The organism is Bacillus sp. I-2, assembly GCF_001974945.1.
Taxonomy (GTDB): Bacteria; Bacillota; Bacilli; order Bacillales; family Bacillaceae; genus Bacillus; species Bacillus safensis.
Genome location: NZ_LZRW01000042.1, coordinates 328,621 through 353,058, shown reverse-complemented (window position 1 = coordinate 353,058; position 24,438 = coordinate 328,621). Strand labels below are relative to the sequence as shown.

At 42.8% G+C, this 24,438-nt stretch carries 23 protein-coding genes and 4 tRNA genes; 19 read left to right on the top strand and 8 right to left on the bottom strand.

Features of this window, described 5'->3' with window-relative positions; genetic code table 11:
* Positions 1 to 15 precede the first annotated feature (15 nt).
* The 5 genes from BAE31_RS12970 to BAE31_RS12950 are packed head-to-tail and all read right to left on the bottom strand — an operon-like array spanning position 16 to position 5,469.
* Entirely contained in the window at positions 16 to 924 is a 909-nt protein-coding gene (locus tag BAE31_RS12970; RefSeq protein WP_076840616.1) for an isochorismatase family protein, read from the bottom strand.
* 18 nt (positions 925 to 942) lie between these two features.
* Positions 943 to 2,562, bottom strand: a complete 1,620-nt coding sequence (locus tag BAE31_RS12965; protein WP_076840615.1) for a (2,3-dihydroxybenzoyl)adenylate synthase — start codon at positions 2,560 to 2,562, stop codon at positions 943 to 945.
* A gap of 27 nt (positions 2,563 to 2,589) precedes the next feature.
* The gene (dhbC, locus tag BAE31_RS12960) at positions 2,590 to 3,768 is read right to left on the bottom strand and encodes an isochorismate synthase DhbC (protein ID WP_076840614.1); all 1,179 of its coding nucleotides are present in this window, start codon (positions 3,766 to 3,768) and stop codon (positions 2,590 to 2,592) included.
* 26 nt (positions 3,769 to 3,794) lie between these two features.
* On the bottom strand, positions 3,795 to 4,580 hold the full coding sequence (locus BAE31_RS12955; protein WP_076840613.1) for a 2,3-dihydro-2,3-dihydroxybenzoate dehydrogenase: 786 nt from the start codon (positions 4,578 to 4,580) through the stop codon (positions 3,795 to 3,797).
* Positions 4,581 to 4,584: 4 nt separating this feature from the next.
* Positions 4,585 to 5,469: an alpha/beta hydrolase gene (locus BAE31_RS12950; protein ID WP_076840612.1), complete on the bottom strand. Its 885-nt coding sequence runs from the start codon at positions 5,467 to 5,469 to the stop codon at positions 4,585 to 4,587.
* Between the two features lie 533 nt (positions 5,470 to 6,002).
* Between BAE31_RS12950 and BAE31_RS12945 the strand changes: the two genes are divergently transcribed.
* Entirely contained in the window at positions 6,003 to 6,221 is a 219-nt protein-coding gene (locus BAE31_RS12945; RefSeq protein ID WP_076840611.1) for a hypothetical protein, read from the top strand.
* Between the two features lie 161 nt (positions 6,222 to 6,382).
* Here the strand turns inward: BAE31_RS12945 and BAE31_RS12940 are convergent, their stop codons facing one another.
* Positions 6,383 to 7,240: a hypothetical protein gene (locus tag BAE31_RS12940; protein ID WP_041105825.1), complete on the bottom strand. Its 858-nt coding sequence runs from the start codon at positions 7,238 to 7,240 to the stop codon at positions 6,383 to 6,385.
* A gap of 109 nt (positions 7,241 to 7,349) precedes the next feature.
* Here BAE31_RS12940 and BAE31_RS12935 point away from each other — a divergent pair, with 109 nt between their 5' ends.
* From BAE31_RS12935 to BAE31_RS12925, 3 genes are all read left to right on the top strand, one after another.
* The gene (locus BAE31_RS12935; protein WP_076840610.1) at positions 7,350 to 8,327 is read left to right on the top strand and encodes a DUF4885 family protein; all 978 of its coding nucleotides are present in this window, start codon (positions 7,350 to 7,352) and stop codon (positions 8,325 to 8,327) included.
* Positions 8,328 to 8,523: 196 nt separating this feature from the next.
* Positions 8,524 to 9,888 carry a replicative DNA helicase gene (dnaB, locus tag BAE31_RS12930; protein ID WP_024424034.1) on the top strand — a complete coding sequence of 455 codons (1,365 nt, stop codon included), beginning with the start codon at positions 8,524 to 8,526 and terminating at the stop codon, positions 9,886 to 9,888.
* A 129-nt stretch (positions 9,889 to 10,017) separates the two neighbouring features.
* On the top strand, positions 10,018 to 10,431 hold the full coding sequence (locus tag BAE31_RS12925) for a VOC family protein (RefSeq protein WP_076840609.1): 414 nt from the start codon (positions 10,018 to 10,020) through the stop codon (positions 10,429 to 10,431).
* A 31-nt stretch (positions 10,432 to 10,462) separates the two neighbouring features.
* Here the strand turns inward: BAE31_RS12925 and BAE31_RS12920 are convergent, their stop codons facing one another.
* A complete protein-coding gene (locus tag BAE31_RS12920) occupies positions 10,463 to 11,668 on the bottom strand; it encodes a cytochrome P450 (protein ID WP_076840608.1) in 1,206 nt (401 codons plus the stop codon).
* 136 nt (positions 11,669 to 11,804) lie between these two features.
* On the opposite strand from BAE31_RS12920, the gene BAE31_RS12915 reads away from it, so the two are divergent.
* The 4 genes from BAE31_RS12915 to BAE31_RS12900 all read left to right on the top strand — a co-directional run bounded on the left by BAE31_RS12915 (position 11,805) and on the right by BAE31_RS12900 (position 15,389).
* Complete coding sequence (locus BAE31_RS12915) at positions 11,805 to 12,389, top strand: TetR/AcrR family transcriptional regulator (protein ID WP_029707888.1); 585 nt, start codon at positions 11,805 to 11,807, stop codon at positions 12,387 to 12,389.
* Between the two features lie 216 nt (positions 12,390 to 12,605).
* A complete protein-coding gene (locus BAE31_RS12910; protein ID WP_041106753.1) occupies positions 12,606 to 13,895 on the top strand; it encodes an adenylosuccinate synthase in 1,290 nt (429 codons plus the stop codon).
* 137 nt (positions 13,896 to 14,032) lie between these two features.
* Entirely contained in the window at positions 14,033 to 15,166 is a 1,134-nt protein-coding gene (locus BAE31_RS12905) for a DUF418 domain-containing protein (protein ID WP_076840607.1), read from the top strand.
* Positions 15,167 to 15,179: 13 nt separating this feature from the next.
* Positions 15,180 to 15,389, top strand: coding sequence for a hypothetical protein (locus BAE31_RS12900; RefSeq protein WP_076840606.1), 210 nt, complete (start codon positions 15,180 to 15,182; stop codon positions 15,387 to 15,389).
* Between the two features lie 29 nt (positions 15,390 to 15,418).
* Here BAE31_RS12900 and BAE31_RS12895 read toward each other — a convergent pair whose 3' ends face one another.
* Positions 15,419 to 15,943, bottom strand: a complete 525-nt coding sequence (locus tag BAE31_RS12895) for a peroxiredoxin family protein (protein ID WP_024424031.1) — start codon at positions 15,941 to 15,943, stop codon at positions 15,419 to 15,421.
* A 343-nt stretch (positions 15,944 to 16,286) separates the two neighbouring features.
* Here BAE31_RS12895 and BAE31_RS12890 point away from each other — a divergent pair.
* The 11 genes from BAE31_RS12890 to BAE31_RS12840 all read left to right on the top strand — a co-directional run bounded on the left by BAE31_RS12890 (position 16,287) and on the right by BAE31_RS12840 (position 24,422).
* Positions 16,287 to 16,362: transfer RNA gene (locus tag BAE31_RS12890), tRNA-Lys, on the top strand.
* Positions 16,363 to 16,368: 6 nt separating this feature from the next.
* A tRNA-Glu gene (locus BAE31_RS12885) sits at positions 16,369 to 16,440 on the top strand.
* Positions 16,441 to 16,522: 82 nt separating this feature from the next.
* Positions 16,523 to 16,599: transfer RNA gene (locus BAE31_RS12880), tRNA-Asp, on the top strand.
* Positions 16,600 to 16,626: 27 nt separating this feature from the next.
* Positions 16,627 to 16,699: transfer RNA gene (locus BAE31_RS12875), tRNA-Phe, on the top strand.
* A gap of 347 nt (positions 16,700 to 17,046) precedes the next feature.
* Positions 17,047 to 17,754, top strand: coding sequence for a response regulator YycF (yycF, locus tag BAE31_RS12870; protein ID WP_024424030.1), 708 nt, complete (start codon positions 17,047 to 17,049; stop codon positions 17,752 to 17,754).
* A 7-nt stretch (positions 17,755 to 17,761) separates the two neighbouring features.
* Positions 17,762 to 19,600, top strand: a complete 1,839-nt coding sequence (walK, locus tag BAE31_RS12865; protein WP_024424029.1) for a cell wall metabolism sensor histidine kinase WalK — start codon at positions 17,762 to 17,764, stop codon at positions 19,598 to 19,600.
* The gene (gene yycH, locus BAE31_RS12860; RefSeq protein WP_076840605.1) at positions 19,590 to 20,969 is read left to right on the top strand and encodes a two-component system activity regulator YycH; all 1,380 of its coding nucleotides are present in this window, start codon (positions 19,590 to 19,592) and stop codon (positions 20,967 to 20,969) included. Before walK ends, yycH begins: the two co-directional genes overlap by 11 nt.
* Entirely contained in the window at positions 20,956 to 21,819 is an 864-nt protein-coding gene (locus BAE31_RS12855; RefSeq protein ID WP_056766722.1) for a two-component system regulatory protein YycI, read from the top strand. Before yycH ends, BAE31_RS12855 begins: the two co-directional genes overlap by 14 nt.
* Positions 21,820 to 21,825: 6 nt before the next feature.
* Complete coding sequence (locus BAE31_RS12850; RefSeq protein WP_024424026.1) at positions 21,826 to 22,620, top strand: MBL fold metallo-hydrolase; 795 nt, start codon at positions 21,826 to 21,828, stop codon at positions 22,618 to 22,620.
* Between the two features lie 78 nt (positions 22,621 to 22,698).
* Entirely contained in the window at positions 22,699 to 23,889 is a 1,191-nt protein-coding gene (locus BAE31_RS12845; protein WP_481747483.1) for a S1C family serine protease, read from the top strand.
* A 68-nt stretch (positions 23,890 to 23,957) separates the two neighbouring features.
* A complete protein-coding gene (locus BAE31_RS12840; protein WP_076840603.1) occupies positions 23,958 to 24,422 on the top strand; it encodes a GNAT family N-acetyltransferase in 465 nt (154 codons plus the stop codon).
* The last annotated feature ends 16 nt before the right edge of the window (positions 24,423 to 24,438 follow it).

Below are 24,438 nucleotides of genomic sequence, written 5' to 3'. Positions count from 1 at the left end.
GGGTCTATACCTCCTTTACAAGTAATCGATATTTGGGATAGATGGCTGTTTTTCTGGGAAAAGAAGAGTCCGCCAATGAGCGAGCGTTGGATTTGCTGCAAGCTCAACGAAATTGACTGTCGCTCCTTGCTGCCTCCACTTTTCCGCTAGGCTCATCATTCTAATAGAATCAAGCCCAAGGTAGACGAGATTCTCATCAAGTGGTATTTCATTTGGCTCGATTTGGAGATACTCAGCTACTTGGTGAACGATGGCCTCAAAGGATAAATCATCACTGTTTGTTTCTTGTCCTGTTAAACGACTGATGATTTGGTTTGTCGTTGTGGTGACTGCACAGCGTTCAGCTGCATAGGTCATGGCCATTTTGTGATGTTTCAGTGAAAAGTCAGCGACGGCATCGGCGACAAAAAAGGTTTCAATATCGAGCATGAATGCTTCTGCGGCTGTCAGCATACAGCCAATATGTGCATATACGCCAGTAATGATCAGTTGATCACGCCCGCCTTCTTGAAGGATATCCAAAAAATTAGATTTCTTGAATGCGCTATAACGCCATTTTGTCAGCATTGTATCTGCTTCAGATGGAGCAAGCTGATCAATGATTTTTGTCAATGCTTCATCATCACCAAGTCCAGGTCCCCAAAAATCTGTTAATAAGGCACGATCCTTCGGGTCTTGGTCACCAGGCTGAGCCGTGTAGACGACTGGAATGCCAAGTTCATTGCATGTATCACGTAATTGTTGAATATGCTGAACTAACTCTGTGACCGGTGATGTATCTTGTTGAAATGCATTTAAAAAATATTGCTGCATGTCATGTATCAGCAGAACAGCACGTTTCGGATCAGGTATCCAGTTCACTTTATTTTCGGGTAAATCTTGTGTGCTTGGCATTGGATATGCAGGAATAGTAGGGATTGCCATGATTTTCACTCCTCATTTTTATACGTTGGCAGTATGGATTGCAGCTAATTCTCTTAATGCTTTTTTACTGACTTTGCCTACACCTGTTTGTGGGAATGCATCGATCCATTCAATGCGGTCAGGAATTTTATAGGCTGCAAGTCCGCGTTCTCTTAGAAATGATTTTAAGACGTGCGGTGCTGGTTTGTTGTTTCCTTTCGCAATGACAAAGGCACATGAGCGTTCGCCAAGAAATGGATCTGGCATAGACACCATGGCGGCATCATGAATGTCAGGATGGGCAAGTAAATGGTTCTCAACTTCTTCAGCGGCAACCTTTTCGCCGCCACGATTGATTTGATCCTTGTCTCTGCCTTCTACAACAACATTTCCTTCTTTGGTTAATCGCACGATGTCACCTGTTCTGTAAAAACCATCGGATGTAAATGCTTTTTTGTTTTGTTCATCGGCTTTATAGTAGCCGCGAATCGTATAAGGTCCTCTTGTTAAAAGATGTCCAGCCACTTCATGCGGGACGGGCTTGTCCTCATCATCTACCACTAGTACCTCATCATATTCAGACATTGGGCGTCCTTGTGTATGAATTATGATATGTTCAGGATCATCTAATCTGGTATAGTTGACCAGACCTTCTGCCATGCCAAAAACTTGCTGTAACTTACATCCAAGGGCAGGCTTCACTCGTTTTGCTGCCTCAGCACTGAATTTAGCACCACCGACTTGTAAGACTCCAAGACTCGATAAGTCATCTGATCGATGAGGAGCAGCCTCTAGCCAAATCAATGCGATAGGTGGAACGACAGCGGTAATGGTCGCCCGTTCTTTTTCAATGAGTGGAAAGACGACATCAGGGCTTGATCCAGGTGCAAGAACGACTCTACCGCCTGCGTATAACGTCCCAAGGACGCCAGGTGAGCTTAATGGATAGTTGTGCGCAACTGGAAGTGCAGCTAGATACACACTATCTTGTGTGAGCTCGCACACCTCATTGCTTTTCCAAAGACTATAAATATAGTCATCATGTGTACGAGGAATGAGCTTTGAAAGGCCTGTGCTGCCTCCAGATAACTGAAGAAACGCTATATCGCTTGCCTCTACATGAATTTGAGGATCGAGTGCTGGGTCCTTGCGCAGATCATCCAAGCCAAGGAATTCCTCAGCTTCCCCTGCAACAATGACATGAGGTAATGAGGGAAGCTTTTCTTTCACTTGACGTGCGAGTGATCGATAATCAAAGCCGCCATCAATATCTGGTATGACATATGCATCTGCTTCGGCAAACTCAATAAAATAAGTGATTTCACTGCTTCTATGAGATGGCAGAGAGAAGACGGGTAAAGCACCGATTCGAAATAAAGCGAAAATGACTTCAAGAAAAGCAGGAATGTTAGGAAGCTGTACGACAACTCGACTTCCCTTTTGAATTCCAAGCTGATGAAAACCGGCGGCAAGACTGCTGACACGCTGATCAAGTTCTTGGTAGCTTATGTGCGTATCAGCGTATGTAATGGCTGTTTTATTTCCTAGCGATGCGGCTCGTTCACGAAGCATACCGCCAAAGGTTTCCCCACGCCAACAGCCGTTTTCACGGTAGCGTTTTGCAAAATCTTCTGGCCATGTAGGTGGTTGAACAAACATGTTTTTGTCATCTCCTATTTATTTTTATCACTGATGGATGCCCATCGCATGAAGCATCGTGTTGAATTTTGCAGATGTTTCAGCTAGCTCTTCTTCTGCCTTTGATCCTTTGACCACTCCTGCACCAGCAAAGAGACGCAGGGAGTGACCCTCAGCTTCTGCACAACGAATGGTGACAATCCAATCACCATCACCATTTGTATCTGCCCAACCGATCATTCCTGTGAAAAATCCTCGATCGAAGGGTTCAATCGCTTGAATGGCTTCACGTGCATCTGCTGTAGGTGTTCCGCATACTGCGGGTGTTGGATGAAGGCTAAGAGCCAAATCAATTGAGGACACATTGGAATCTATTAAGTCACCTTTGACCACAGTAGATAAATGCCACATCGTTTCTGTTTGTATGACGGATGGTGATGCAGGCACATCTAGTGTATGACAGTATGGAGTAAGCGCTTTAGTGACAGCTTCGACAACCACTGCGTGCTCGTGTAAATCCTTCGCTGAAGCAAGGAGTTCATCACGGCGGCGCTGGTCTTCTATTGGATCTGAACTGCGCGGCCGAGAACCAGCGAGTGGATTAGAAATCACAGATGAACCAGTTTTTGAAAGAAGCAGTTCAGGGCTTGCCCCAAGAAGTGTGCGCTTTTGGGAAGCCTTCGGGTCAGCTATATTTGCAGCAAACGTATAGCCAGTCGTATTATGACGAGCCAGTCGTTCGAGTATTGTTTTCGTATGAATATCTCGATTTGCTTTAAGATGGAGAGATCGAGAGAGTACGATTTTGCTAAGCTCTCCGTTCTCAATTTTAGCTAATCCTTCGTTCACACCATTCATGTAGACTTCAGGAGAAGGGACAGGTGTCACCTCATAGGATTGTGAGTTCACTTCTGATTCCTCATCACCTTGTTGAAATTCGAGTGGATCACTAAACTGTACATGGACTGGTACATTTAAACGAACGGGCTGCGCCGGATCAAACGGGACAGCACCAGCCACAATCGGTGTTTGAATTCCAGCTTGTTTGGCATCGTCAAATACGTGCGCTACCCTTGTGGATAGTTCATTTAGTTGATTGGTTTCAATATGCTGGAAAATCCCTTCGGCAAGTATCGTGCGTTTAGGTGAAGCAAGAAAAAAAGCGCCTGGCTGATAGTCTTGAAGCAACTGTATTTTTTCTTCTGACGACAATAATGAATGTTTCATGAAAAGGCCTCCTTTTAAATGAAATGCTAGATTCCGAGTGTGGCGCCGCCATCAATCGTGAGGTTCTGCATCGTAATATGACTGGATTGCTCAGATGCAAAGAAAATGACTGCATCAGCAATGTTTTGAGGATCAGCGATTTTTTGTAAAGGAATACCGGTTTTATACGTCTCTAATGAGCCTTTAATTACCTGATTTTCTCCTTGTTCATCAGACCATAAAGCCCATTGCATGGGTGTTGCGGTAGAGCCGGGAGAGACGACGTTGCATCTAATGCCATAAGCAGCCAGCTCTAAACCAAGCGTTTTTGTAAAGGAAGTAGCTGCTGCTTTTGAAGCAGCATAGGCAGCCATATTCATTCTAGGAATGGCACCAGCGTTAGAGCTGACGGTCACAATGACCCCATCTGATCTTTTCATCATGTATTTGGAGACAGCTTGAGATACGTAAAAGACACCATGTGTGTTGACTGCGAAAGTTTGTTGCCAGTCATCTGCACTAAGCTGGTCAATAGAACTGATTCGAAGAATGCCTGCTACATTGACCAGTAAATAAATAGGGCCAAGCTGCTTTTCAATTTGATCAACAATGTGCTGAACAGAAGTTTGATCGGTGATGTCACCTGGATAGGCAAAGGCACGTATCCCTTCATCCTTCATTTGCTGGACGGTGCTTTGCAGCTGCTCTTCATTTGCGTCAACTGCTGCAATAATCGCACCTTCCTCGGCTAGTCTTTTTGCGACTGCTTGTCCAATACCTTGTCCTGCGCCTGTGATCAGGGCAATTTTTTGAGATAGACCATTGTGTTTCATGTGTTCACTGCCTTTCCTTCATGTCTGTGGTTGTGAAAGGATCATTATGATAGAGTGCAAAACGAAAAGCGTAATTCATCAGCACCGGTAAAACGGACGTATGTCCTTCTTCAGGGAATTCATGATAGGACGTATGCAAACCATATGCGGATAAAGGCAGCATACGATTTGCTAGTGAATTTGCATGATCATTCATTTGACATGGATGATGTTTTTCTAACTCACCTACACCTACAAGCAGCCTGACATCCATAGGCACCTGACGTATATGATTGGTGAATTGGTGTTCTTTTTCTAGAAATAATTCTTTGTTCCAGTGGATAGAAGGACTGCCCGCAATATATGTCTGATAAGCATCAGGGTGCTCAAATAGTGTGTGTAATACAAAAAGACCGCCAAGAGAGTGTCCAAACAGTGTTTGACGACTCTGGTTGATCGGAAAGCGCTGCTCGATATAAGGCTTTACAATCTTTTCTAAAAAAGAAAAGAACGCAGAGGCCCCGCCATATGTATGGTTGGAGAAGTCCTTTCTTTTGCCACCAATGGAAGCGTCAGGGCCGGTAAGAGTGAGATCATAATGCCTGAGCGAATGATAGGGAGCTTCTGTCTGATAGCCAATTCCAACAATGATGGCAGGTACGACACCTGTTTTTTCAGGCCTTCTTGACTGTAAACGAAGTGCTTCGACCATTGTGCCAAAAAGTGAATTTCCATCAAGCACGTATATGACTGGAAAACCAGCCGCTGGAGGAGTTGTATTCGGTTTAAATATAAAAAGTCTGTAAGGGTGTGCTGTGATATCCAGCTGCTCCGTCCCAGGTATAAAAAAAGGACGGCTTTCTCTGAAAAGAGAATCCTCAGTACCTATTCCTTCAGGGCGTTTGGACATGTGTAAAATATCCCCTTCCTCAAATTGACTCTCATACGATGATAAAAGCAGGCTTGCGGATATAGGATGAGTGTAGAGATTGAAGAATGGTCTCTTCAAATGAAAATGATTCTCAATTATCACGCAAGCAAATCAAATGATAATGGTTATCAATTATGAAGTCAAATGTTCATTAAGTTGTGTAATTGACAATTGAATTAAAATATTCAGAAAATAAAGGACTAAATAACTACCAAATGATTGGAAATAGGGAGTGCCGGACCGTGCAAGTAAAAAGAAGAGAAATGCCAAAAAGCCTTGACCTTCTCGGGATATTTACCATTTTCTTCTGTTTGATTCAGGAATATATATAGGTTTTTCTTCTTGAAATCATTTTGAGGAAACATAAGTCTATAGACCTTCTTGTATTTTTAGGAAAAAAGAGGAGGATTTTTCGAAAAGCTGGTGATCATATCTTACAACTTATTCAATATTATACGTAAATTCATATACAATTTTCTAAGGGAGACAAGAGCGAAGGGAATGTAGGCAGAATGAAAAACCCATTAGGAAAGCTGAGGCTGAAATTGCTTGAACATCAGCTCAAACTGAAAAATTCGTTTACAGTGGAAGAATATCATGAAATGAGGCAATCATTACATGAAATACGGATGACATTTGCGACCTATGAACAATGGGATTTATACCAGCGGGCCACCGATATGATCACCATCCTCCTCTTTCAACACGCCTTCAAGCAAAACCACCATTAACACTTTCACTTTTTATGAGCAGTTTATTTCTTATGGAAGGATGGTGCTGTTTGAAGAGTGGCAAAAGATCATATAGCATCAAAAATGCGGCAATGAAAAAAGTAAGGGATGTTCCCTTACTTTTTGATCAATCGGTGTACATGTCTGTAAACACCATTCAATTAGAATCCATCTGTAACATCATATTCGTAACGAATATCGGCTTTGACATTGCTCATAGTAGATCTCGCAGTAGCCTTTGCGTTGTACTTAAAGCTCCATTTTTGAGCCACTCTTAATTGATCTTCCAGAGAAATACGGTAAGACCCACTTGTTGCAGATGAAAAAACGGATTCGTTCCAAATCTTGTTTTCATCAGCCATCAGTTTGTGTGTGACATTTCCTTGGTTAGGCGATTGGGTACTAGTTGTTGAAATCGATTTAACGATTGCATTTTTAGGGATAGAAGAATTGTTCGTTAAATCCATTGTAATGATAGAAGAATCAACTCCTAAAAAATTCAAAGAAGTATTCCCCAGGTTGGTAGCGGTCCCCGTAAAGTTGAATGTACTATTTCCAGATTTAATTCGATCTTGAATGGATACAGTAAAATACATATTTCCTGTATATGTGCCACGAGTTACTTTCACAAAATAAGTTTCTGAAGTTGAAGTAACTTCATCAGTATTGGCAAAAATAAACGGCGTAATTGAATCAGGGTTAATCACCCTACTTCTTTCATCTGAACTTTTCGAATTATACACCTCGATTTTCATACCTGTATATTGCTTATTATACGAACTTCTGACATAAACTCTTTCACCTTTATTGATCGTAAACTGATAATACGCTTCATTTTCACCTTCAGGTAAGATTGTCGTATCTGGGCGACTATTTTTCCAATATCCCATTAAGCTGGCTGTGTTAGGACTGTTATTCCCCGTAATAGCCGCCTCCGCTGAATGAGGTGCAAAAAAACTAGTAACAAGCACCAAAAACAATGCTGGTAATAAAAAATGTTTAAAGATAGTATTTGTCATATTTTAACCCTCCTTGTAATAATTACTATATCGGATCAAAACTAACAAATTTTAACTTAAATGCCGATATATTTAATAATCACTATTTTTTTAAAAAAGGAGAATCAAAATGAATATAAATTCGTCATACACGGCAGTTGCTTCAAACAATCAGAACCGAATAGACTCTAAAGATCAATCAGCTATTAAAAGTACAAACGAGGTGATGACCGAAGCTGATAGAAGAATGAAAATTTTAGATGAAAAATACGAAAAAATAAATGAACAAAATAAACGATTCAAAGATCCTCATGGTCATATATTTGATAAGTATCGAAATCCAAACTCCCCTTATTTCAGAAACGATTTAACTAAACCGGAAAGAGAGGCGGCTTACTCTATTGAAATTGGATGGGCTAATAGTGGAACAGGAGGACAATTTAATTCTAATGATGCCGCCTTTCGTAATGAAAAACGGTATGACCCTACCCAAGAAAGTGTAGAAAAGAAAATACTCAATCGCCAAAAAGTGAACGAACAATTACAAGATTTATTCTCTAAAAATGGTATAACCATTCCTAAAAACACAAATTTAACTTTTACCATTGACCCGAACAATTTTAAATTAGTGGTAAGTGGTTCAAAAGACGAATCGCTGATGAAACAAATAGAAGACCTATTAAATACAACCAACAATACAAGAGAATTATTTTTCCATATTATGAAAAGCAGAAATGATGATTCTACTCAATTCACACCGGATTCTCTAGCAAAGTTCCATCTTGTCAATCAAATCAAAACGGTGACAGGCTACAATTTAAAAGATTTAAGCATTGTAAATGGTCAATTTGTAACGGATAAAGGAATCAATATTTTTGATATATACAAAGAAGATCTCATGAAAAACCCATACACAGCAGAAAATGCACGAATTGCCGCTTCACATTACGGTGCACAGCTATTTGATCTAGCGAAAAATGGGTTTGATTCCATTCCCGATTTGGTGTTATCTATTGGTTATCAAAACGGTTCTTTACAAGACATTGGACAAAAGGTGAATTACGGAGTTATCAAAGTGATAGATAAACAAAACAAACTTGAACGATGACAGATACAAAATCATTAGCGATAACGAAGGACTCTATAACAGTTGGTGTTACAGAGTCTTTTCTATTGAAATGCGCTGGTTTGCACAAAATATCAACATGGTAATTTTGACTATAGTCGATGTTTTTCACTTTTTTATTGATGAAAATGTTAAAATGATGAGTAGCGTATTTTTTTATGAAAGGACGGTGCTTGGCATGACGGAACTTCTCGATGACCGGCTGCCGCCGCAAAATATAGAAGCCGAGCAGGCCGTATTAGGTGCTGTTTTTTTAGAACCATCCGCGCTAACGCTCGCTTCTGAGGTATTAATTCCAGAAGATTTTTATAGAATGTCGCATCAAAAGATTTACAATGCGATGCTTATACTTGGCGATAGAGGAGAACCGGTCGATCTTGTCACGGTGACATCTGAGCTTGCCAATACAGATTTACTAGAAGAGGTAGGCGGGATTTCGTATTTAACCGATATTGCGAACTCTGTCCCAACTGCTGCAAACATAGAATACTATGCAAAAATTGTAGAAGAGAAATCCATTTTAAGACGTCTGATCCGTACGGCGACAACCATTGCACAGGATGGGTATACGCGTGAGGATGAAGTAGAGGACCTGTTGAGCGATGCTGAAAAGACCATTATGGAAGTGGCGCAGCGTAAAAACTCAGGAGCCTTTCAAAACATTAAGGACGTTCTTGTTCAAACATACGATAATATTGAACAGCTTCATAACCGTAAAGGCGATATTACAGGGATTCCAACAGGTTTCTCTGAGCTTGACCGGATGACAGCTGGATTCCAGCGAAATGATTTAATCATTGTAGCGGCTCGTCCATCAGTAGGGAAAACCGCATTCGCATTGAACATTGCCCAAAATGTCGCAACCAAAACGGACGAAAGTGTTGCTATCTTTAGTTTAGAGATGGGTGCGGAGCAGCTCGTTATGCGTATGCTTTGTGCAGAGGGAAATATCAATGCACAGAACCTAAGAACCGGTAATCTGACAGAAGAAGACTGGGGCAAGCTGACAATGGCGATGGGCTCGCTGTCAAACAGTGGGATTTTCATTGACGATACACCTGGAATTAGAGTAAGTGAAATTCGCTCGAAATGCCGCCGATTGAAGCAAGAAAATGGTCTTGGCATGATCCTGATTGACTACTTGCAGCTCATTCAAGGGAGCGGGCGATCAAGCGATAACCGTCAGCAGGAGGTTTCTGAAATCTCTAGGGCATTAAAATCGCTGGCAAGGGAGCTTGAAGTTCCGGTTATTGCCTTGTCTCAGCTTTCCCGTGGGGTAGAGCAGCGTCAGGACAAACGTCCGATGATGTCTGATATTCGTGAATCAGGAAGTATCGAGCAGGATGCCGATATCGTGGCATTCCTTTATCGTGATGATTACTATGACAAAGAATCAGAGAATAAGAACATTATCGAAATCATTATTGCCAAACAGCGTAACGGTCCAGTTGGTACAGTATCACTGGCGTTCGTCAAAGAATATAACAAATTCGTCAATCTGGAAAGAAGATTTGATGATGCGGGTGTTCCGCCCGGTGCGTAAAGCCCAGCTCAAGAAGCTGGGCTTTTTTGATTGATCTACATCGAAAGAATGATTGAAAAAACAATCAAAATGAGGAGGAGAGAGAAAAAGAGAGAGCGTATACTAAAAGGAGAAAAGGAGTGAAGACTGATGAAATTTCAACAGTTTGAAGCCGCTCAATTACGTATCGCACGCCCAACCGTCAACATGAAAGAGGTTGTTTCCTTTTATGAAGAAGGCTTAGGGCTCAAACGAATAGGCTCATTTGATCAGCATGAAGGGTACGATGGTGTGATGCTCGGGCTGCCTCACCAGCATGTTCATTTAGAAATCACCAAACATGAAGAAGAAGAAAGCCTGCCCGTCCCGCATCCAGAACAGCTGCTTGTTTTCTATATTCCAGATGAAGAGGAATTTCAGCAAATGAAAAAGAGATTGCTCTCATTTGGCGGACGGCATGTCACCTCAACGAATCCATACTGGGACCGGGGAGGAGCAACCATTGAAGACCCAGATGGGTATCGAGTTGTGCTGATGAACACAGATGGTATTACACCTGTTTAAAAAAGACTCCCATGCCCGGGAGTCTTTTCTGTTATGAACGAGGCGTGACACACAGTTTTAGCTCTTTCAGCCCATACATACTGCTGCTTGTCATTGGAACGTACGAGAGGAGCTCTAGTGCCTCATATCGTTCTATTAAAATCTTTGTAGCTGTACATGCTTCAAGACGTGCCAGTGGTGCACCAAGACAGAAATGGATACCGTGCCCGAAACCAATATGAGGGTTAGGGTGGCGGTGTATATCGAATTCATGTGCATTTGAAAATTGACGCTCATCCCGGTTGGCAGAAGCAAGAAACACAATCACATTGTCACCCTTTTTCAGCACTTTCCCTCCAAGCTCTGTATCTTTTGTGACATAGCGGACGATTGTAGGAGCTGGTGCACGAAAACGGACGGCCTCTTCCACCGCACGTGGGATGAGTTCAGGTGATTGCGCGAGCGCTTCATACGCACCCGGCTGTTCTAACAAGCTGAAAATCATATTGGAGATCAAGTTGGTTGTTGTTTCGTTGCCGGCTAAAAGAAGAAGATTACAGAATGGAATTAATTCATCCGCTGCCAGCTTGTCTCCATTCTCCTCCGCTTGAATGATGAGGGAAATCAAATCATCACCAAGATTGTGACGCTTCTTTTCAATGGTGTCTGCAAAAAACGCCATCATGTCAGCTTCCCCTTTGTCACGTGTTTTCTGCCATTCAGCTACATCCTCCTCATTTTCACTTTTAGGCATGCTGACGAGAATATCTGACCATTCTTTAAAGGATTGTTTATGCTCTGACGGCACACCTAAAAGCTCTGCAATGACAATGACAGGAAGCGGATAGGAGATGTCCTGCACTAGGTCAATCTCTTTTTTTCCTTCAAGTTGTGCCATGAGTTCATCCATTAATTCATAAATACGAGGCTCCCACAATTTCATGACTCGAGGAGTAAAGGCTTTGCTGACAATGGAGCGGATGCGAGTGTGATTGGGCGGGTCCATCATCACCATTGTTTTCATCAGGGAATGCTTCCGCTGGTTTTTAGGGGGCTGACTCGAAAAGGTATCTTTATCGATTGTCACACGCTTGGCTTCCTCGTAGGTGAATACACTCCACGTTCGGCTGGCTTCATCAAAATGAACAGGTGATGTCTGACGCATGTTGGCATACCAATCAAATGGGTGATACGGGTCCTGCTTGTTTTTTCCTCTTAATAACGTTTTTTGCACGGCACTTGGGGACATTGTTTCCATGATCATCACTCCTTATAGGTTGTCAGATGCTTCCTTTTTTTCATTGTGTTAGATTAAAGTTAATTCATCAGCCTGGAGGATTCAACCAACAGAAAAGCGAAATCTGTTGAAGAAAATAGGAAGGGGAGAGCGGCTTGTGGCGGACTGCTACAGAGGGGATAAGCGCGCAACGGAATCAAAGCAGCAATTAAGAAAAGCATTATTTCAGTTATTAAGCGAGAAAGAATGGGGGAAGATTTCTGTACAGGATTTGACGAAAGTGGCAGGCATCCACCGCACGACCTTTTATCAGCATTATGAGGATAAATTTGATCTTGCCCAGCAGGTGATGGATGAGATGTTTGATGTGATGAAATGTGCCATTTTTGCGCCTGTACAAGAAGATGATTTGGAAAAAGAGCATCCGGCATATGTATATATTTTTCGATTTTATCAGCATTTGCAAGAACATGAAAAGGAGTATCAAATTCTCTTGAAACGAGGGCGAGAGCTCAATATTCATGAAACGGTTCGTGCTTTTTTTGAAGAAAGCTTTTCTTTGGGGAGGATAGAGGGGGTTGCAGGCTCAAAGCCTGATCCGCATCTCGTTCCTATCGACATGCAGAAGCAATTCGTTATTTCTGCTTACGTTGGAACGGCTGAATGGTGGCTGAGGACAGGTAGACCGTACTCACCAGACTTTATGGCAAATTCGATGATTCATTTAATTGAAAATCAATAGAAAGTAAGAACAATCAAAAACGTTGTTTTTATTCAAAACCTCCCTTTTTAAGCGCTGAAGAAGTGAGTAAAGCGCTTTTTCTCATATTTAAAACGAACAAAATTCGATTTCGAGATATTAATGTTCGGATTTTGCGTTGACTTTTTCGTTGTGCATTGATAAAATAAATGTGTTTGAAAGAGATAACGTTTTGAAAGGTTAACGGAGGTGCACGATATGTCTTCAGTAGTCGTAGTAGGTACGCAGTGGGGTGACGAAGGGAAAGGGAAAATTACCGATTTCCTTTCAGAAAATGCAGAGGTGATTGCCCGTTATCAAGGGGGAAACAATGCAGGTCACACGATCAAATTTGATGGAGTGACTTATAAGCTACACCTCATTCCATCCGGTATTTTTTATAAAGAGAAAACTTGTGTCATCGGTAATGGAATGGTGGTTGATCCTAAAGCGTTGGTCACTGAGCTTGCGTATCTTCACGAACGGAATGTGAGTACAGATAACCTCAGAATCAGCAATAGAGCCCATGTTATTCTGCCTTACCATTTAAAATTGGACGAGGTAGAAGAGGAGCGGAAAGGGGCTAACAAGATCGGTACGACGAAAAAAGGAATCGGACCAGCTTATATGGATAAAGCTGCCCGCGTCGGTATCCGCGTCGCAGATCTATTAGATCGTGAAGTATTTGAAGAGAAGCTTGCACGTAATCTAGAAGAGAAAAATCGTCTTTTAGAGAAAATGTACGACACAGAAGGCTTCAAGATTGAAGATATTTTAGACGAGTATTATGAATATGGCCAGCAAGTGAAAAAATATGTCGTAGACACATCTGTTGTCCTGAATAATGCACTAGATGAAGGCCGCCGCGTGCTATTTGAAGGAGCACAAGGGGTCATGCTTGATATCGATCAAGGGACATACCCATTTGTGACGTCATCTAACCCAGTAGCTGGAGGCGTGACGATTGGTTCTGGTGTAGGACCAACAAAAATTCAACATGTGGTCGGCGTGTCAAAAGCGTACACAACACGTGTTGGAGATGGCCCATTCCCAACAGAACTCCATGATGAAATTGGCGATCAAATTCGTGAGGTTGGCCGTGAATACGGTACGACAACTGGACGCCCGCGCCGTGTCGGCTGGTTTGACAGCGTTGTTGTCCGTCATGCACGCCGTGTGAGTGGAATTACAGATTTATCTCTTAACTCAATTGATGTACTAACAGGGATTGAAAAATTGAAAATCTGTGTCGCTTATAAATTGAATGGAGAAATCACAGAGGAATTCCCAGCAAGCCTAAATGAATTAGCGAAATGTGAGCCTGTCTACGAAGAAATGCCAGGATGGACAGAGGATATTACAGGCGTAAAGAACTTAAGTGAACTGCCTGCAAATGCCCGCCATTATTTAGAGCGCATTTCACAATTAACAGGTATTCCACTTTCCATTTTCTCAGTCGGACCAGATCGTTCACAAACGAACGTTGTCCGCAGCGTGTACCGTCCATAAGAATAGATTGATGAAGCACCAGTAAAATCTCGCATTTTACTGGTGTTTTTTTGTTTAAATATTCCTTAATTTCAGCAGAACGGACTTCCGGTCATTACCAAATTATGATAACTGTATAGGAGGGAAGGAGCGTTCTAGTGAAAGAAAGAATACGATTATTAGATATTTTACGAGGTTTTGCCATACTAGGCACCTTGGGAACGAACGTCTGGTTTTTTGCGTATGCAGGGGATACCTTTGCCACAGATCAGATTGCGGATGAATATGAAAATGGCAGTTTTCTAGAAAGTCTTGTCTCCATGTTCGTTTATGGAAAAATGCTCTCGCTGCTCACGATCATGTTTGGTGTTGGATTGGAGCTGAAATACCAGCAGGCAAAAAGGAAAAACACGCCTTGGCCGGGTACTTATTTATGGATTCTTTTATTTTTATTCATCGAAGGCTTTGTCCATTTTGCGCTTGTGATGGAATATGATGTGCTTATGAGCTATGCCGTTACTGGGCTGCTTGTGGCTTACATTGTACGGGGAGGAAGCAGGCGCATCAAAAAGGGCATGATGTTCTCAGGTGTGATTCATCTGCTCGTTATGTCATGTCTGATGCTGTACTCCCTCTCTGAAATGGAGTCAGCGACCGATGATCAAAGCGGTGAACCGGCGCTGGAAGAGCAGCTGCCAGAGACATGGATCTCGCAGATTCAAGAACGGTTACAATACTTCTTCATGTACCGAGAAGAAGCGATCTTTATTATTCCAATGAACACATTTCTGTTTTTATTGGGTGTGCGGATGATGAGAGCCGGTGTATTTTATGCAAATGAACGCGGACAATCTCTCCGGAAAATATTGTTCCGAATCGGGCTGTGGGTTGGTCTGCCGCTGAATGCACTAGTCTTCGTTCCGAACGATCTAGTGGAATTTGTGGTTCGCTACGTCTTTTCACCATTCCTCTCTATTTTCTATATAGCTGTTATTGCGAAGCTCCTCGCACGCACGGAGTCATGGTTCATGTGGACTTGGTTTGAATATGTAGGGAAAATGGCGCTTAGCTGTTACATCCTGCAAAATGTCATCTGCTCCATTCTCTTTTATAGCTGGGGATTGGGTCTTGGCGGTCAAATCAATGCGCCCCTTATTGTATTGGCATGGCTGTTGATTTCACTTCTGCAAATCGCGATTTCAGCATGCTGCTTAAACGTCTGGGGAATCGGGCCAATGGAATATATCCGTTCACGGGCTCTTCGCAGGGTGACGATGAAAAAAGCATCATAAAGGGGAGAGCACAATGTTTTTTAAAAAAATGACGAAAAGAGAACAAACGAATGCACATAAAGCAGCTGTGCCGGCATTTGTCTTTTATCTTCTGGCATTAGGAGGGCATGCGCTGTACATGTATTTCCAGGGGAATAAACCACCCGTCACCTTTGTCATTCTCGTGGCGGGTCTCTTTGTTTTTTTCACCACAGATTGGCTATATAATAAAAAGCATTCATAAAAAAAGCCCTCATCACGAGGGCTTTTTCCTTACTTCAGGCTTTTATATTGGCCTTTTAAATTTTTGCGGATGTACTGAATGATTTTGCGTAGTTCGTTGGCATGCGGTCTGCCAAACGGACTTGTTTGTCTTTGCTGATAGAGCACTTGACCTTTTTCATTTAATAAGAAATAGGCGGGTTCACCGTGCACCCCGTGGTCTTCATATGGGGCATCTTCCCCGTGATAGTGGACTTCATATGCTTTTAATGACGTAAGGTCATGGTCATACATGATCGGGAAGGATAGTCCCTCTTTATCCGCAAATGCCTTCAAGTCATCAGGGTTATCCGTGGAAATCGCCATCAAGTGAATATCCTTGTCCTGAAAATATGATTGCTGCTGTTCGAGTTCTTTTAACTCTTCTACACATACCGGACACCAAGATCCTCTAAAGAAAACGATCAGGTGCCAGCTTTGATGCTCCTCTAAATGTTTGTCGAAATCAATGTGATCGCCCTGTATTGTTGGAAGTGAAAAGTTGGGCATTTTATCTCCTAATTTGAATGAACTCATACTGCTTCCTCCTTTTTCAATGACAATGTCACTTGTTACATGTATAGCCATTTTTGAGCGGCCTGAAACGTGTCTATGTGTTTGATTAGGCAGAAGACATCCGAAAAGGCGTATCTAATGAAGGCGGTTGCAGAAGTGGGAGCTTTGATAGGAGATATTTAAATCCGACACTTTTTTTAAAAAAATGTCGAAAAACGTATTGCCATATGTAATTACTCTATGATATTATAAATCTCGTTGTTGCAAAGGTCTCTGAAACTTGTTAGGATGCGATGTTCCAGCTTTTTTAAAGCGATTGGTTTGGCGCAATACAGCTTCTTCAGATTCACTTTTCACAAACCGAGAGCCATTAGCTCAGTTGGTAGAGCATCTGACTTTTAATCAGAGGGTCGAAGGTTCGAGTCCTTCATGGCTCACCATGTATTGGCCCGTTGGTCAAGCGGTTAAGACACCGCCCTTTCACGGCGGTAACACGGGTTCGAATCCCGTACGGGTCATTGATTTACTTTAGCGTTAAGCTAATTTTTTCCTCACTTGCTTGAAGGAGCACCACGATTGCTTTTTCGGGCAAGTTACTGAGGTCCGGTAGTTCAGTTGGTTAGAATGCCTGCCTGTCACGCAGGAGGTCGCGGGTTCGAGTCCCGTCCGGACCGCCATTTATACATATTCATCTTTTTGATGATGGCTCGGTAGCTCAGTTGGTAGAGCAACGGACTGAAAATCCGTGTGTCGGCGGTTCGATTCCGTCCCGAGCCACTTCCAAACGCATCTGCAATCGCAGGTGCGTTTTTATTATGAAAAGAAGGCATAAAAAGGGAGAAGCCGGACCTAGGTAGGGCCCGGCTCCATAAGAAGAAGACGTTACATCTATATAGACGGCTGGTGATTGGAAAAGTTTCAATAAAAAAGGAAAAAGTCATCAATTTTTTCGGGCGGCGCCTTCCTATCCAACGTTTACTAGAAAAGAAAGCCGTTATTATTTTTATCTTTGCCCCGTAAAACGTTATAATAGACAGTGAGCCTTTTTTTCATAAACGGAAAAGGCGTAATGATACATGCAAAATGGAATGACATAGATGCTAAAAATGCAGGAGGAAATCACAATGGAAAAAAAGATTCTTGTCGTAGATGATGAAAAACCGATTGCTGATATATTGGAATTTAATTTAAGGAAAGAGGGCTATGAGGTTCATTGTGCATATGATGGAAACGAAGCCCTTGAAATGGTAGAAGAAATCAAGCCGGACATTATTCTGCTCGACATTATGCTGCCGAATAAAGATGGTGTTGAAGTATGCCGTGAAGTGAGAAAGAAATATGACATGCCGATTATCATGCTGACAGCAAAAGACTCTGAAATTGATAAAGTCATCGGCCTTGAGCTTGGCGCAGATGATTATGTGACGAAGCCTTTCAGCACACGTGAGCTGCTTGCCCGCGTGAAAGCGAATTTGAGAAGACAAACCGCTGCTCCGCAGACGGAGGAAGAATCTGAATCAAATGATATTGAAGTTGGATCACTTGTTATTTATCCAGATGCGTATGTGGTGTCTAAGCGCGAGGAAACGATAGAATTAACGCACCGTGAGTTCGAACTGCTTCATTACTTAGCGAAACATATCGGACAAGTCATGACACGTGAGCACTTACTGCAAACGGTATGGGGCTACGATTACTTCGGGGATGTCCGTACAGTAGACGTCACAGTCCGCCGTCTTCGTGAAAAGATTGAAGACAACCCTAGCCACCCGAGCTGGATCGTGACAAGACGAGGCGTCGGCTACTATTTAAGAAACCCAGAACAGGACTAAGATTCTTATGAGTAAAGTAGGTTTTTTTCGCTCGATTCACTTCAAATTGACCTTGATTTACGTGCTGCTGATCATCGTTGCCATGCAGATCATTGGCGTGTACTTTGTGAAGCAGCTGGAGCAGTCCTTAATTAATTCATATGATAATTCCTTGAATCAGCGAATCTACTCGTTATCGTATTACCTAGAACAAGATTCATCGAAAAGCAAGGCAGAATTAAAAGAGGATGCTCAAAAGATATTAAACGATTTTAACAACAAAGATGAGTCTAATGAAATCTCTGAAGTCAGCTATATTGATGAAAGCAGAGAGGTCATTGCCTCTGTCAATAACGGCAGCCAAGAGATTGCCGGAAAGAAAATCACTGATCAAATCATTAGCCGTATTTTTGCGGTTGGCAAAGACTATGAGAAAAAATTCTATGACCCTGAGTCAAATAAAAGGGTGCGTATTTCTGCGACAGCCGTAAAAAATGAGAACCAAGAGACCGTTGGTGTGATTTATGTTGTGTCTTCAATGGAAAGTGTGTTTAACCAAATGCGAACCATTAACACCATTTTAGCGACTGGGACACTGATTGCACTTGGGACGACTGCTCTACTTGGTATCTTCATCTTTAGAACGATCACTCATCCTATTTCAGATATGAGAAAGCAGGCGATCGAGCTTGCCAAAGGGAACTTCTCCAGAAAGGTCCGGAAGTATGGACATGACGAGATTGGCCAGCTTGCGACAACCTTTAACCATCTGACGAGAGAGCTGGAGGAAGCTCAGCTGATGACGGAGGGGGAGCGGAAAAAGCTTTCTTCTGTCATTGCCTATATGACGGACGGTGTCATCGCAACGAACCAAAACGGTGCGATTATTCTATTAAACAGCCCCGCATTAGAGCTGTTAAATGTTTCACGTGAAACAGCTTTAGAAATGCCGATCACGTCTTTGCTTGGCTTAGAAGAAACTCATACATTTGAAGATTTAGTCGAAAATCAAGATTCCATGCTGATCGAAATTGAACGCGAAGACCAGCTGTCTGTATTGCGTGTTAATTTCTCCGTCATTCAGAAAGAGCATGGGAAAATTGATGGCTTAATTGCGGTCATTTATGACGTCACAGAGCAGGAGAAAATTGATGCGGAACGCCGTGAATTCGTCGCGAACGTATCGCATGAGCTACGCACACCGCTGACGACGATGCGAAGCTACCTTGAGGCGCTGGCTGAAGGTGCGATTGGTGATAAAGAGCTTGCGCCAAGATTCCTCAGTGTCACGCAAAATGAAACTGAGCGCATGATCCGGCTTGTCAATGACCTGCTGCAGCTGTCTAAGTTCGACAGCAAGGATTATCAATTCAACCGTGAGTGGACGAACTTTATCAGGTTTATCTCGCTCGTCATTGATCGTTTTGAAATGACGAAGGAGCAGCATGTTGATTTTATCCGCAACCTGCCGCAGCGTGAAGTATATGTAGAAATCGATCAAGATAAAATTACACAGGTGCTCGATAATATCATTTCCAATGCCATGAAATACTCACCAGAGGGTGGACACATTACGTTTACCGTCGATTTGGATGAGGAGAAAGGCCTTGTGTTATTCAGCGTGAAAGATGAAGGAATCGGTATTCCGAAGAAGGATATGGATAAAATCTTTGAACGTTTTTATCGGGTAGATAAAGCAAGAACAAGAAAGCTCGGCGGAACCGGCCTCGGTCTTGCGATTGCAAAAGAAATGGTTCAAGCTCATGGCGGAGATATTTGGGCTGACAGCATTGAAGGAAAAGGGACAACGGTGACCTTTACCCTTCCGTACAATGAAGAACAAGAGGATGATTGGGATGAAGCGTGAGACCTTTAAAACCATAATATTGACAATCCTAATTGCGATCAGTCTTGTATTTACGTGGAATATCTGGATGTTCCAGCCCGTCATGCAGGATCAGGCAGATACCGGCACACAGGTCGTGGAAACGAAGAAGATTTCAAGCGACGAGCCTAGAAGTCTCATTGATGTCGTGAAGCCGCGCGAGATGTTCATCCATTCAAATGGAGAGCATTTTAAAGTGGATCAAAAGGAACTCTTTCAAAACTTTTGGAATGATGTGAGCCTTTGGGATGTCAAAGAGATTAATGATGTGTCAGATCAATATTCCGAGCAGAAATTTAAGAATTTCTTCTATGGACGCGAAGGACAAGGGAAGACATTGGATCTTGTGTTCAATGATCCGATTCCAATTGATATTTTCCAAGCGCTCTTTAAATGGCCGAACAAGTCCATTGAATACAACTCGTTTGATCGGATGATCGTACCGTTCGCCCAGCAGGATAAGGCGAATAAAAAAGTGTATTTGGTCTCATACAGCAAGGAGACGGTGCTTGAGCTGACAATTGAGTCCGCCAATTACCGTAATCTAATGAACAGTATCGCAGCCGCTCAAAACGAGATGCCGCGCTATGATCTTTATACATTCTCGACGAATTCTAAACGAGATTTCCTTCTTCCGAGAAAGCAAAAGCAGCTTGAATCGAAAATGTTCTTTATCGAAACGATTAAGACAAACAAATTCAAAGACGCTTTGTTTACGGACCCGAGCCTTGTCGGTGAGGAATCTAATTTAAACCGGACGGTGTACACAGATGGCACAAGCCGCCTTGAAGCCAATCAAAAAGACCACCGCATTCAATATCAGCACCGCAATATCAATTCCAGCACTGTTTTCCAAACGGGGGATTTGATTAAGCGAAGCGTGAAATATTTCAATGATACGGGAAGCTTTACTGATGACTATCAATATTTTGGCATCAACAGCAACCAGCAGCTGTCCTTTAATATGTTTATGGACGGTCTGCCGATCGTTAACAGTACAAAGCATCCATTTGGGATGACCTCCCTTGAAGTCCAATGGGCGAATGATGACATTTTGAATTACAAGCGTCCAAACTATATTCTTGGCAATAAAGCGAGTCAAAGTGAACAGGTCAAGCTGATGAATGGGACAGAGCTGAAGGACTTGATCATCAAGCAGACGAAATATGATGACCTGGAGAAAATTGAACAGATTTTCCCTGCATATCAAGCTGCTTCAACTGCATCAGATCAAGATCAAGCAATGTTTGTCTGGCTGGAGCCTGTATGGTGTATGAAATATAACGGCAAAACCGTGATTCTATCGAATGATCTTTTGACAGAGGGGAGCGAGAATCATGGAGTGGAATAAGACCAAAACGATCTTTATCCTAGCCTTTCTCGTTCTCGATATCTTTCTAGGTTTTCAATACTTTGAAAAACGGTCAACCGATCATTTTGCGATTATCGAAAAAACGGATACGCTGGAAGAAATGAAGGCAGACGGGATCAAATATGGCAATCTATCAGATGAAGCGAAGATTGGATACCGCATTACAGCTGAAAAGAAGCAATATACGAAAAAGGATGTCGACGGATTAGCTGATCAAAAGGCGAAAAGCACATTCCCGAAAACAGACAAAGATGATCCTGTCACGCTGCTTGAAATGACCTTCAACAAGCCAGTTGCCTTGCCGAAAAAGGATATCAAAACAGCGGCGACGAACCTTGTGAACCAGCGTTTGCTGGACGGGAAGAATTATAAGCTGTGGAGTATAGATGAGGAGACAGGGAAAATCGTCTTTTTCCAAACGTATAAAGGGAAATACATCTTCCAAGAAGGCCTTGATGACACCGAAACCATTGGGCAAATCACCTTAAATCTCAACGATCAAAACGAAGTCGTCTCATATCAGCAATCGATGGTGACATCGATTAATGAAGTGAGAAAAGAAACCCTTGTCCCAGCACTTGAAACAGTGAAGGACTTATATACGCAAAATATGCTGAGTCAAAATACGACCGTGAAAAAGGTAGAGCTTGGCTACTATACGCAATACCCTGGGGCAAGCACGCAAGTCATGGTTCCTGTATGGCGGGTGGAGCTTGAAGGCGTATCAGCAGGTTCAAAGAAAAAGACAGAGGAAGAATATTTGATCAATGCCATTGATGGCTCAACACTTGATCATATAGAGAAAGATGACAAATCTTCAATGGAGTGAGAGAACATGAGCTTGCAGTTCAGTGTACTAGCGAGCGGAAGTACGGGGAACGCTTTTTATTTAGAAACAGACGAGCATGCCTTTTTGGTAGATGCTGGTTTAAGCGGGAAACAGATGGTCGAGCTGCTTGGTCAAATCGACCGCAAGCCTGAAGACTTGGACGGCATTTTTGTGACACACGAGCACTCTGACCATATTAAAGGGCTTGGTGTCATGGCAAGAAAGTACAAGCTTCCTGTCTATGCAAATGCGAAAACATGGAAGGCAATGGAGTCTCATATCGGAAAGATTGACACAGAGCAGAAATTCCATTTTGATATGGAGACCGTTCAATCCTTTGGCGGTCTTGATGTCGAGTCATTTGGCGTCTCTCATGATGCGGCAGAGCCTATGTTTTACGTGTTCCATTATGGAGGGCGCAAACTTGCCCTCATGACAGATACAGGCTATGTGAGTGACCGTATGAAAGGCATTATTAAGTCAGCCAATACGTTTGTGTTTGAGAGCAATCATGATGTCGGGATGCTGCAAATGGGCCGATACCCATGGAGCATTAAGCGCAGAATTCTGAGTGATGTCGGACACGTATCAAATGAAGATGCTGCTCTTGCGATGACAGATGTCATTGGAGATGCCACCTCACGCATTTACTTGGCTCACTTGAGTCAAGACAACAACATGAAGGATTTAGCCCGTATGGCGGTCCAACAGACGCTTGAAATGAAGGGCTTTGTTGTGGGGGACGGCTTTGATTTATTTGATACGGACCCGAAAAAAGCAACCCCGCTTTGCGCCGTATGATTTTTATAATCGTATGATTAAGATAAGAGCTTCTTACCAACACTATATACATCATCTATTCACTGAAAGGAAGGAAACATAGTGGATTATCGCGATGTAGAGTGGAAGCCGAGACGAAACAGAAAAGGATATTTTCTTTCTGGTTTGATCGGTGTATTGGTAGGAGCTTTTTTAATGGGATTCTTTTTTCCCTATGTATCTGGACAGAGCGGCAGTCCCTTTGGATGGCAGCAGAACGGTGATGGACAAGCATCACAGGGTCCTTTAAAGACGGTGAATGTGAACGTCAATGATGCTGTCACAAAAGTGGTGTCTAATATGTCAGATACGGTGGTCGGCGTCATTAATATCCAAAAGTCGAGCTTTTGGGAGGAAGGCGGAGAAGCAGGCAGCGGGTCAGGTGTGATCTATAAAAAAAAGGGTGACACATTTTATATTGTCACAAACCATCACGTCATCAAAGGCGCCAACCAGCTTGAAGTGAGCCTCCATGACGGGACAAGAATTAGTGCCAATCTTATCGGCAGCGATCAGCTCATGGATTTAGCTGTTCTCACTGTCAAAAGTGATAAAATCAAGAAAACCGCAGCCTTCGGTAACTCAGATCATGTGAAGCCGGGTGAGCCAGTCATCGCCATTGGAAATCCATTAGGGCTTGAATTCGCAGGCTCTGTCACACAAGGAGTCATTTCAGGCACAGAGCGTGCGATCCCTGTTGACTCAAATGGAGACGGACAGACGGATTGGAATGCAGAGGTACTGCAAACAGATGCCGCCATCAATCCTGGAAACAGCGGTGGTGCCTTGATCAATATGGACGGAAAGGTGATCGGCATCAACTCAATGAAGATTGCTGAATCAGAGGTAGAAGGAATCGGGCTGTCTATTCCAGCGAATCTGGTCATCCCTGTCATAGAGGATTTAGAGCGCTACGGAGAGGTAAAGCGTCCGTATCTTGGCGTCGGCATGAAATCATTAGCGGATATTGCGAGCTACCACTGGCAAGAAACGTTGAAGCTGCCCTCCAAGGTCACATCTGGGGTTGTTGTCATGAGTGTTGAGCCGTTATCTCCAGCAGGAAAAGCGGGACTAAAAGAGCTGGATGTCGTGACCTCCTTTGATGGCAAGAGTGTACAGAATATCGTGGATCTTCGTAAGTACTTATATCAAAGGAAGGTCGGCGACAAGGTAAAGGTCCAATTTTACCGAAGCGGGAAGAAAAAATCAGCAGAAATCAAACTTTCTCAAACCGACCGATATGGCGGCTAACCAGTTCCAATAAGGGACTGGTTTTTTTTGCATGCTCATCATATGATAATGGAAAGGGGGCGGTACGATTGGTTACACTACAACGGATGTCACAAACCGATTACGATGTATTGATAAAGAAGGCCATTCAGCGGTACGCGGAAGAAAAGGTACTCGCAGGAACATGGAAGAAGGACGAATCACTTGCGAACGCAGAAGAACAATTTGACAGACTCCTTCCAGAAGGACTTCAGACGGAGCATCATGAGCTGTGGAATTTCTTAAATGGGGAAGAAGCGATTGGCTGGGTTTGGCTTTGCTATGATCCGAATCACCCGCAACACGAAGGATTTATTTATAACTTTATTTTGTTTGAAGCTTATCGAGGAAAAGGCTTTGCAAAGCAGGCCATTGCTGCATTAGAGGAGCAGGCAAAGTCATTAGGTGTGCAAAAACTCTCGCTCCATGTCTTTGCTCACAATCAAATCGCCCGTTCGCTGTACGAGAAAACGGGATTTGCAGAAACCGGTATTTATATGAGTAAACCTTTATAAAAAAGAAGAAGTACCG